Annotated in this window: 11 protein-coding genes; 7 read left to right on the forward strand and 4 right to left on the reverse strand. The window is 62.5% G+C overall.

All coding sequences use genetic code 11. The features are described 5' to 3' along the window. The 4 genes from AruPA_RS20680 to AruPA_RS20695 all read left to right on the forward strand — a co-directional run. Positions 1-297, forward strand: a 297-nt coding sequence (locus AruPA_RS20680) for a hypothetical protein (protein WP_265638635.1), incomplete at its 5' end; no start/stop codon positions are given. 32 nt (positions 298-329) lie between these two features. Next, the gene (locus tag AruPA_RS20685) at positions 330-833 is read left to right on the forward strand and encodes a hypothetical protein (protein WP_265638636.1); all 504 of its coding nucleotides are present in this window, start codon (positions 330-332) and stop codon (positions 831-833) included. Between the two features lie 70 nt (positions 834-903). Further along, positions 904-1,218 (forward strand): hypothetical protein, encoded by a 315-nt coding sequence (locus AruPA_RS20690; RefSeq protein ID WP_265638637.1) that lies wholly within the window; start codon positions 904-906, stop codon positions 1,216-1,218. Positions 1,219-1,247: 29 nt separating this feature from the next. Further along, positions 1,248-1,922 carry a DNA methyltransferase gene (locus tag AruPA_RS20695; protein WP_265638638.1) on the forward strand — a complete coding sequence of 225 codons (675 nt, stop codon included), beginning with the start codon at positions 1,248-1,250 and terminating at the stop codon, positions 1,920-1,922. 24 nt (positions 1,923-1,946) lie between these two features. Here the strand turns inward: AruPA_RS20695 and AruPA_RS20700 are convergent, their stop codons facing one another. The 4 genes from AruPA_RS20700 to AruPA_RS20715 all read right to left on the reverse strand — a co-directional run bounded on the left by AruPA_RS20700 (position 1,947) and on the right by AruPA_RS20715 (position 6,725). Beyond that, positions 1,947-2,531: a hypothetical protein gene (locus AruPA_RS20700; protein ID WP_265638639.1), complete on the reverse strand. Its 585-nt coding sequence runs from the start codon at positions 2,529-2,531 to the stop codon at positions 1,947-1,949. Between the two features lie 256 nt (positions 2,532-2,787). Continuing rightward, positions 2,788-3,639, reverse strand: coding sequence for a DsbC family protein (locus AruPA_RS20705; protein WP_265638640.1), 852 nt, complete (start codon positions 3,637-3,639; stop codon positions 2,788-2,790). Between the two features lie 545 nt (positions 3,640-4,184). After that, positions 4,185-5,555, reverse strand: a complete 1,371-nt coding sequence (locus AruPA_RS20710) for a hypothetical protein (RefSeq protein ID WP_265638641.1) — start codon at positions 5,553-5,555, stop codon at positions 4,185-4,187. A gap of 9 nt (positions 5,556-5,564) precedes the next feature. Further along, positions 5,565-6,725: a sugar-transfer associated ATP-grasp domain-containing protein gene (locus AruPA_RS20715; protein WP_265638642.1), complete on the reverse strand. Its 1,161-nt coding sequence runs from the start codon at positions 6,723-6,725 to the stop codon at positions 5,565-5,567. 490 nt (positions 6,726-7,215) lie between these two features. Between AruPA_RS20715 and AruPA_RS20720 the strand changes: the two genes are divergently transcribed. The 3 genes from AruPA_RS20720 to AruPA_RS20730 all read left to right on the forward strand — a co-directional run bounded on the left by AruPA_RS20720 (position 7,216) and on the right by AruPA_RS20730 (position 10,510). Next, on the forward strand, positions 7,216-7,485 hold the full coding sequence (locus tag AruPA_RS20720; RefSeq protein ID WP_265637931.1) for an HU family DNA-binding protein: 270 nt from the start codon (positions 7,216-7,218) through the stop codon (positions 7,483-7,485). Between the two features lie 979 nt (positions 7,486-8,464). Beyond that, positions 8,465-9,739, forward strand: a complete 1,275-nt coding sequence (locus tag AruPA_RS20725) for a hypothetical protein (protein ID WP_265638643.1) — start codon at positions 8,465-8,467, stop codon at positions 9,737-9,739. Positions 9,740-9,844: 105 nt separating this feature from the next. Next, on the forward strand, positions 9,845-10,510 hold the full coding sequence (locus tag AruPA_RS20730) for a hypothetical protein (protein WP_265638644.1): 666 nt from the start codon (positions 9,845-9,847) through the stop codon (positions 10,508-10,510). The last annotated feature ends 103 nt before the right edge of the window (positions 10,511-10,613 follow it).

Consider the following 10,613-nt stretch of genomic DNA (forward strand, 5'->3'; position numbering starts at 1 on the left):
TCCCAATTCCCCTACCAGGTCATGAAATGGGCCGGTCTCGAGGCAGGCAGCCGGGTGAATATGGAAGACTTCGCCCTCGAAACCACCACCCAGGGATCACGCGCCGTCGTCGGCGAAATCAATCGCAACTATGTCGGTACTGTTGCCTCACTTGCAGCCGGAGAGGGTCTCTCCGGCGCTGTAAGCCGCCGTCTCGGGAACCGGCCATCTAATGGTGGAAATTCCGGTCCAAAAGGGATACAAGGACCTGACAAGACACTTGACGCAGGAACGGATGTGACACCACCTGCGGAATGAAACGGTCGATCGAGGCCGCAAGGAGACCGATCATGGGCGACTACGGTAGCAATGCTGCGCTCGGCTTCATCGAAGGAAGCATCATCGGAGAGGGCACCAATCAGGTCCTCCGTGCCTGGCGGCAGGGGCGCGCGCGTCGCCTCCAGCAGGAGGAAGATGATGCCGAATACATCAACCTCTACAACAGTCTTGTCGCCGAACGGAACCACGGGATCGATCTCCAGGTCAAAATCTACGAACTCGACAGCATGATCGCGAGGCAGGACGCCGAACTCGCCAAACGTGACCACGAGATCGCCAAACGCAACCACGAGATCGCTCTTCTGACCGAGAAACTCCATGAGACCGAAAGGAATCTGGCGGCCATAGAGCGGAGCTGGAACGCCATCGATAAAATGCGGTCAAACCTTTACTATGCATTCAAGCATTATCGGCGCCTCCTCAAGATCAATGAGAAAGGCGGCGATGCCTATGATTTCGCGTGGGATAAGAGCTGGAGCCCTGATCACGTGCCGCCCGATCAGCGCAGCGAATAAAACCCGGGAACAACCTTCTCGTTTGCATCCCCTGAACCGAATGATGGCTCTCCCTTACCGGAGAGCCATCATGCGTTTATCAACAAGCGCCATCGCCCTCACCGCCGCTATCGCCCTCGCAGGCTGCGCCTCAGGCGGTAACGTCAAATCCGCCGACGATTATTCCTCGCCGCCGGCCCCCCATGTCTACCATCCCTACTTCAATCCCTGGATGCCCTACGGCAGCGCACACGCCACCTGGGAACCGCCGGTCGCCAACCGTATGGGAACCATCGTCAGGCCGACCGATCCCGCCGTAACGATGACCCGGCCGGATTACGAAACCGCACCCTGGGCGATCGGCGCCCAGCCCTCCCCCTACGGCGGCCCGGCCGGGACCTTCTGAGCGGAGAGGCGATTCGGAACCCCCTGCCCGTGGAGCGGGTCACCATCGGCAACGCGATCCTGCTCCGCGCCGATTGCCGCGACGTGCTCGATCGCATCGGACCGATCGACGTCATCCTCACCGATCCGGTCTGGCCGAACTGCCCTGCCGGCCTCATCCCGGGCAGCGAAGACCCCTACGGACTCTGGCGCGACACGATGAACCTCCTGCCCCGGATCCGCCGCCTGATCACGGTCCTCCGCTGCGATTGCGATCCGCGATTCCTCGCCACCGTGCCGGACAGGCTCCCCTTCTTCCGCTCCATTCAACTACCCTTCGTCATGCCGCTCTATATCGGGCGCGGCCTCGGCGGTGACGAGCTCGCCCACTGGTTCGGCGCGCCCGTCGCGCGCGGCAAGGGCCGCAATCTCGTGCCCGGCCGCGGCCCGCTCGTTCAGCCGGTCCACCGGCCGCCCAACGGGCACCCGTGTAGCCGCGCCCAGCGGCATTTCGACTGGCTCGTCGACTGGACCTCCGACCCCGGCGAAACCGTATGCGATCCGTTCCTCGGCTCAGGAACCACCGGCGTCGCCTGCGCCGCGATCGGCCGCCGCTTCATCGGTATCGAAATCGATCCGCGCTATTTCGATATCGCGTGCCAGCGCATCGAACAGGCCCACAGCCAGGGCACACTCACCCTGGACCAGGCGACTGGTGACGATTGACATTCTACGATCGGCAGTGACCGCCTATCTCTCGCGCGGCCACCAGCTGCCCTCGAGACGGACGAACTCATCGACCGATCCAAGTCGGCGGACCCGGATCTGCCAGTTGTTGAAGGCGTTGGCGAAGGCCGCCACATAGATGCACACAATCACCGCCAGAAACGCGACCATCCGGATCGTCGAGGCCATCATCGCGCCGCCGCTGATCACCTCGTAAGACCAGAACGCCAGCAGCCCCGAACCCAGACCTAGATAGATCTTCGTGTTACGCGCGGTCAGGATCTGACGGTTCGCCATCCGCCGCTCGATCTCATAGATTTTCACACCCGCATCGAACGCCATCGCTTCGAGATCGAATGTCCCGTCTTCCCGCAGCCTGATCTTGCGCCGTCCCGCCCGCCTGACCTGGATCTCCTCGCGCAACGCGCCGATCGTCGTCCAGCCCTTGCGGATCTCGCGGTTCGGGAACACGCCTCCGGGGCCGGTGAGGAACCGCGCGCCGCGCTGGAACAGGCCGCGCGCTTCATTCGGCTCCCCGTCCGGATCGTCATCGCGGCCGTTACGACCGCTCCCGTTATACGCCATCACGCTCTCCACGATCTCCAGCATCCCACCGGATCACAAAGGCCACCCTGCCGGCATCACTCATGCCCGGGACGATGTGTGCACTCTCCGTGACCATCGGCAGACTCCGGCCTCGTCGGCTCGTCCGGTATTGCCGCCAGCGCGAAGCCGCTGATTGCCGCAGGGGGCTTCAGTGGGCGTGCGCGCGGCGGATCGCTGATCCCCGGCAGCTCCATCTGCCCGCTGCCGGTCGCCATCCCTTCGCCCAACGCACAAGCCTTTCCAGTCCGGCGCGGCTTCATCAGGAGGGCTTCCGGATTGAGGCAACGAAGCTGCTCAGGTCCGATGGCAGGCCGTTGCTGCGTCCCACGCGCCCGTCCGGCTCGTGCCAGATCAGCATCGGCGTCCCCTTGAGGTCGATCGCCCGCGCTAGCGACATATTATACACGAGCTTCGCCGACGCGCCAGGCGATGCCTGCTCCCCGGCCAGTCCCCGGTCGATCCAGTCCGTCGCCATCTGCCGCGCCGGTTGGCTCAGCATGATCTTCGCCTCCGGCGTGCTCATGCCATTGTCCTCGTAATCGAGGATCGATAGCGGAACCACCGAGACCCGCAGCTTGCCGGCCTCCACATCGGGCATCAGCCGGCGCATCGCCGCGATCGAATAGGAACAGAGCGGATCCATCATCATCCAGACCCGCGGCGCCCCAGCCTTCCCGATCGTCCCATGATCGGACATCGCCAGAGCCTGAAACAGCGTCCCCTTCGGCAGACCACCCGGCAACGACGCCGGAGCCGGTTGCCCGGTCGGCCCCGCTGCCCCGGCAGGCGAAGGCCCGACGCGATACGCGACATGGCGCGTCGCCGGGCCGTCGCCCACATCGCCGATCTTCACCTGCGGTACGAGATCGGGAACGCGACGAACCTGCCGCAGCGTCACATTTCGGCCGGCGGCATTCCACATCACACCGGCAACCGCTGCCTTGCCGTCAGGTGTGACGTAGAACACCTGGAAGAAGCGGCCATTCCGCGCGAACACCCCTTGCATGCCGTGCTGTGTTCCCAGCGCATAGAGTTTCGCGCCATGGGATGCGAGACGGGTCAGCACGGGCGACGCCGCGATCGCGGTCGCATCGATTGGCTTCAACGGCAAGGTCGCCGGCCCCTCGAAGGAAGGATGGGCAATGGACGCCGCATGAACTGGTATCGTCGCCGGCGGATGCTGAACCGGGGCGGGCGGTATGGCGGTCGGTGACGCAGAAGCGGGGAGTGATGGGGTCGATGACGCAGGAGCGGCCACGTCGGCAGGTGCAGGTCTTCCCTCTCCCGCGACCGCCGCGAGAGTCGCGGCAGACAGCGGCGCATGTGGCGTGTTGCCGGGTGGAAGCACCGGCCGGGGCAAGGTCATCTCACCAAACCCTCCCGTGTCCCTCCCCCTCACCTTCCCCGTTCGCGTTTTGACGATCTGCGTTGGCAGGACCGCGCAATGCGGTCCTGCCGACGCGATCGCCGCCCATGGCGCTCCCGTCAGTGCCGTCGTCAGAATCAGTCCCATCGCCCGTCGCATCTGCATCCTCGCGTCCTCCTGCGGATGCGGCACTCTCCCCGCGCGCGATGCAAACGAGCAGCGGCGGAGAATGGTTCACGTATCACGATGCCGTGATATTCGGTGCTCAGGTTATCCGGGTTCATCGGGGGTCAATCGAGCTGATCGAAGATCGCGCGCAGGACTTGCCTGCCCATCTCCCGATCGACTTCAACCGGATCACCCGAGCCGCGGTGGCAGCGGTGCAGGACGAGCGGCGCGTCGCCCAGCGCCGCCCGCATCAGGGGATGAAGGCGTTCCTTGCGTTCCATATAACGGTAATCGTCATAGCCCATCGTCTCGACGATCACCGTCGCCGTCGCCCCGTTCGCCTTCCGCGCCTTCACCACGAAATCAGGGATCAGCGGCGGACCCGCTCGCGTGTCGCCCTCCCCCGCCCCGGATGGTGCGCTTGTGCCATCGGCAGCGGATGATGCCCCGATATCGAACTGCGGCTTGCTGATCGACATCAGGATGTTGCGCACCTTGAGCAACCAAGTCTGGACCGACATCAGGCGGCGGGCGGTCCGGCGCTCATAATCGCTGTCCACGAGCAGCAGATGGCCCGCCGACAGAACCGGATGCGCGTAGACCCGCAGGAGTGCCGCCGGCGCGTCCGGCGCGGGCCGTGCCACCAACCCCGCCACGAGATAGGGCGGGCGGCGTTCGTCTGCGGTCTGGAACCGCCCATGCCCTTCCCGCTCCCCGAACACGGCAATCCGTCCGATCACCTCGATGCACCGATCGCCGGCGAGTGTGACGGTGCCCTCGCTCACCGCGTGCGCGATGCCGATCAGCAGACCGTGGGGTCGGGAGCCGGGAAAACTCTCCACCGGAGCCGCCTCGATGCGCCGGCGGAACTCCTCGTAATGCGGCGTGAAGGTCTCGAGCCTGGATCCGACCCGCACCTTGCCGGCGAGGATCGTCTTCCGCGCGGCACCGCGCAGCTGCCGATACTGCTCCGGGACACCGATCGGAAGCCGCGAGGGCTGGATTTTGGTCAAACCGGCATCATCCATCAGACGCATCAGCAGTCGGGCCAGCGGCGGGCGCTCCTCCGCATGGCTGAAACCGGACGTCACCGCGCGAACGGGTCGATCGTCGTCGCCAAATCCGCGGATCACCGGTCGCTCATGATCGGAACGACGGTAGCTCCTGGTCACATCACGCTGTTCCTCCGGATCTCGGAAAAAATCGCAATCCGCCGCGTGCGCCGGCCAGGCGCCATGGACGTGACGCCGTAGATGCGTCTCCGCCACCGGCACCAGCGCCGGGGGATTGGTCCCATCGATGACGGGGCCGACGCAGTCGCAGAGGATCCAGTGGCCGGAACCATCCAGCTGCCAGCGGCGGACCACGCTGGAAGCCGCCGGACGGGCCGCGGGATCGGCATAGCAGCCGAACGCACGACGCAAGAGCCGCTCCTCCTCCGCCGTCAGCGGTATCGCCGGCTCCACCTGCCCTTTCGGTGCCACGAACAGCATCTGACGATTTTACTCCCGCGCCGGCAGCAGCCCACGATAGCCGCATTCACGGAGATGGTCACAAAAAATCGGATCGAGAATGCCCTCGCCGTGGGCGTACTGATGCAGATGCAGATCACCGCCCCAATTGATCTCGAGCAGTACCGGCCCCCGATCGGTCAGGGCAACATCCCAGGACTGGGTCCGAATGCCGGGAAAGAGCGGGGCGACCGTCGAGACGAGGTCGCGCAGCGCCGACCATTCCGGTAGCATCATCGCCTCGATCGGCACGCCGGTCTCTGGATGAACCGGATCCCGCCGCAAATCCTGCGCAGCTCCCGAGACGACCCGGATCACCTGCCCTGACGCCAGGTCGATCGCACCCAGCCGGTTGCCCGGTCGCCAGTAATTGTCCGCGACATTGCAGGAGAGCGGGACTTTAAGCGCGGCGCGATGGAGGACCGGACCCGCCCGGGTCAGCAAGGCCAAAACACGGACACTGCAAAGCCGACCGCCGGACATCGAGGCGATCAACGTCGGTGGTTGCAGCGCCCGCTGGATCAGATACCCGCCCGGATGCGCCATGATCCGCTCGGCGGCCTCGGAAACCGGCGAGGCTGCGCCCGTCACCGACTGGATCAGTTCCGTCGCAGGATCAACCGACACCGCGTTGATCACGCCGACGCTGAAAACGCCATCGATGGGCTTCGCCACCAGCGGATAGGAGAGGGGCGAGCGGAGCAGGTGGCCGAGATCATCGAAAGAACGGATTGCGAGCGCGCCACCGAGTTCGCGGTGCGGGTGAACGACCGCCAAGGTCTGCGGCAGTGCCGCGACCCCGGCCGCCGCGAGCAGCGCGGTCGAGAGGATCTTGTCGTCAGCGATCGCTTTCCAGGCGATATCGCAGCAGGCCTCATGAAACCGTCCCTGCCCCGACAGCCCGACGAAACGCTGAAGGTCACCCCGTCCGAACAGCGGATCCCAGAGTCGATGGCTGAAATATTCCGCAGGCGACAGGCCGCCCGGCCCACGATTGAGCCGAGCCGCAACGAACATCAGCCTGACCAGCGACGTAACGCTGGGGGCGGCTGCCCGCATCGCCGTCTGAAAATCCACCTTCGGCAGCCGCCCGAGAGCCGGCGCTCCGACTTCGGCAGACAGAGCCGCCAGTCGAACTTCTCGATCGTTCATCTGCATCACGCCCTCCTGATTATCAGGGCAGGACCGTTATCGCCGATCGATGAAAATCGGAATCATTACCTCGGACCGAACCACCACCTGATTCCTTATGGATGACGTCGTCCAAAGTACCGTTGCGATGAACCGATTCCGTTCGCAGGCATAAGTCCGGGAGAAAGCCGCGATCGCGAGATGATGAGCAGCGAAACCAGGGAACGACGACCCAACGGGACTGCCACCAGACAGTTCGGCCTCGTGGCTCAGCCTCGTTTCGGGAACCGGTCATATGCGGTGATCCGCTGCACTGGTGGCTCCCTGCCCGCGCCCAGGATCGTGGATTTCAGATAGGCGATCTCAGCGGCCTGCTTCGATCGGCCCCGATCTGACACCGCTATGAAGCATGGTGCCAATCGAGGGTTCTGAACGAATTGGCATCTTGATGATTTCTGGTAGGAGGGAGCACGTCAATGGACCACGGCAAAACCAAAGGAGATATTTCAGGGTGACGAAGGCATTTATCGCAGAGACCCTCCAGAAGTCAGCCGAGCTCAACGGCGTGACCGCGAACAAGGTCGCAGGCACTCTGATCGACGCGATCGTGGCGGAGATGAAAAAGAGCGGTAAATTCACGCTGCCGGGTTTCGGGACCTTCACGGTGCGGAAGACCAAGGCACGTAAAGGCGTCAACCCGCGTCTGGGCACGCCGATCAAAATCAAGGCCGGCAAAACGGTCCGGTTCAAGGCGTCGCCGACGTTGAAGAAAGAAATGTGATCGGGGTGAAAAACCGAGTGCCTCGCCGCTCAATTTGCCAGGCTGACAAGGCAGAATAATCGTCAACCAGGCGGTGCTCCTTCGGAATACCGAAGTTCCGCTGGTGGGGGAAATTGGTTGAACCCGGGGCAGGCGATTACGGATCATGACTCCGGAAGAGTCGACATTGAGATGCGGATCAGCCAGCTGGATCCAAGCACTGCGCGCTCACAATTGTTAGGCAAAATCCCGCCATAATCCGGGTACATGTTATTGATCGAAGGGGTGAGTGGAACATGCTTCGATCCAAAATTGTAGTTGCTAGTGTTATCACAACGGTCATCGCTCTGGGTATGACCGGCACTGCGCATGCCGATTGGGATAACGGCCCAAGTGTCTCGTTCGGCTTTGCTGGTCCGCCGGTATATTCCGCACCACCGCCCCCGCCGATTTATTACGCGCCGCCTCCCCCGCCCCCACCGGTTTATTATGCGCCACCTCCACCCCCACCGCCGTTGTATTACGCGCCACCCCCACCGCCGGTCTATTATGCACCGCCCCCACCGCCTGGGCCGCCACCGCCTCCGGTTTATTACGCGCCCGCGGTTCCGGCTGGCCTGTCATTCGGGTTCACGCTGCCGCTTGGGCATTAATCGGCGTCACGGCGTCCCGGATGCAATGTTCGGGCAGGGCATATTGTAACATTCGAAGGCCTCGCGAGTATCGGTGTGCCGTCCGTATCGGGAAACGAACCGAGTAGAGGCGGCATCGCCGCCAGGGAAACAACGTCTTACCGAACCTTTTGAATAACATCGGGCACGTCTCCGCCAGCGCAGGATCGTCGCTGGGACAGCGCGGGGATAAGCGGGGCATGATCCTGATTTTCCACATCAAGGCGGACCCTTTGGCTTTGCTCAAGAATATGACCAACGGCAGAGGAAATTCGGGGTTCCGCCAAAAACAGAATTTGACCAATCCTCGACTTGGGCGATTGTAGCGCATGTCGATAGCAGCCGAGACTGTCCGAGACGTATTGCGATCGTGGATCGCCTGTGAGGTCCTGTCGCCGCAAATCACCAAAGGGAACGGATGGAGTGACGTCGCCGGTGATCGGGGCGGCCGGATACGCAATCGGAAAACAGGTGCCGACGATGGACCTACCCTCTGGCAGCCACCACAGGATGGCGACCCGACGCCGTGGCCGATCCTGACCGAAAGCCAGGACGACGGTCAACATGAAGCCGAAGGTTCCGTCGATCCATCTGAACCTCTGCCGGCGGCGAGCGAGGTCGGAAGCCCGCGAGACCGGAAGCTCCGGACTTGGTACTCCGTCATTCTGGCGGCGATGCCGGCAGTGGAATCGTTCGAAAGGCTGGATGAATTTTTTGACGATCAGGCGGATGAGGACCAAACAATCCGTCCGTTGTCCGGATTTGTTGTTGCGGCTTCAGTGGTGCTCGACGAGTGGGGAATCATCGTACCCGACAGCCTCGCAATCAGTAGCTTCTGTTGGGGTTTCGGCCACCTTTCAACCGGCGGTACCCCTGATGACCTGTCTGACTGGTCCACCGAAGAACGCGGTCTCAAATTGCGATTCGCCGATCTCCTGGCACCACGCGGCCCTGACGGACAGCCTCGTTCGTTGACATGGGATGATCTGCGCGGTGTGTCCCGCGCGTTGGTTGAGGAACTAGGTATTCCCGACGATCTCCAGATCCTGACCCCTTGCGTGATCGAGATGGTCCGACCTGACCCACCGGCAGCCGACATTCTCTCAAGTTTCTACCTGTCCGATTTATCCAGAGTTCTCGACGCTATCGACAACGAGACCGTGTCAGGCGCTGTAGCGTCTTATCTTGGACTTAACCCGCCGATCGATCCATGGGATTGCCTGAATGACAGGCTCAAATTGTCACAACTGTTAGGCCCCGGTTTGTTCCCTCTCGGCCGATGGCCAGGAAATGGTCTTCATCCCCTGACGTTACTGCAACAGGCCGCGGTCAATGCAATCGCGCGAGACCTGGATACGCACGGTCTCGCCGCTGTAAACGGGCCGCCGGGCACCGGGAAAACGACCTTGCTGCGGGATGTGGTGGCCCATGTGATTATCACACGAGCCGAGCGCCTCGCGGCCATCGAAAGTCCCTGGAACGGTCTGGGTGATATCGACCTCATGGACTACGCGATCGTGGTGGCCAGCAGCAACAATGCGGCGGTTGAAAATATCAGCCTCGAATTGCCTGTGCGCGAAAAGGCCCTTGATGCCTCGATCTGAAATGAGGGCGGTCTGGATTACTTCGGCCACACGGCCACCGCCCTTCTCAATCTGCCCAAGGACGTATCCGATACTCAGCGGGCATGGGGTCTGATCGCCGCGAGGTTGGGCAATGCCGACAACAGGCGGCAGTTTTTTGAGAAATTCTGGTGGGACAACGATTGGGGGCTCAATGATTGGTTTAAACGCCTCATCTCACCAGACCTGCTGCGACCTGATCCCCCTGGGAAACTGGTCCGGCTTGATCCGCCATTACGACCACCCGAAGCGAAACAGTTGTGGCGGAAGACGCGCGCTGAATTTTTGCATGCACTGGCGACATGCCGCCGGTTACGTGCCGAACTCGTCGATCTTGCGCAAACCGCTGAGACTTTGCGTTGGTGTGAAACGCGCCTCCCAGGCATCAGGGATGAAACGATACGAGTTCAGCGCGATCTGCAATCGGCGCGGAAGGCTGTGATGGCTGCGCGCGAGCACCTCGGACAACTCCTCACGGAAGAATCGACCTTAAATGCAAGGTTGACCGCCCTGACGGCGATCAAACCATCCTGGGTGAGCCGACAATTAAAAAGTGCCGCATGGCGAACGCATGAGGCATCGATCCGTCGCCTGGTGGACGATCTGGGCGAGGTGGCGGATACGGTTAAGGCGGCCAGGATCAATGTGACGGCTGCCACCGACGAGGAAGAGCGTCTGGCTGTTTCCTGTGCCGCCATCGAGGCAAGCTTGAAAGGTATGGATGTAAATTCGCTTGCAATAACGACCCCCTGAGGGGCGAAAATCGCGTCCAATTTCGACCCCTCTGACGTTTGATGTCAGCACCCTCCCTAACGCTCGCAGCGGGCGTGAGGAGGCTAATTGGGGGATGATTGCA

The organism is Acidiphilium sp. PA, assembly GCF_026191915.1.
In the GTDB taxonomy this organism is placed as follows: Bacteria; Pseudomonadota; Alphaproteobacteria; order Acetobacterales; family Acetobacteraceae; genus Acidiphilium.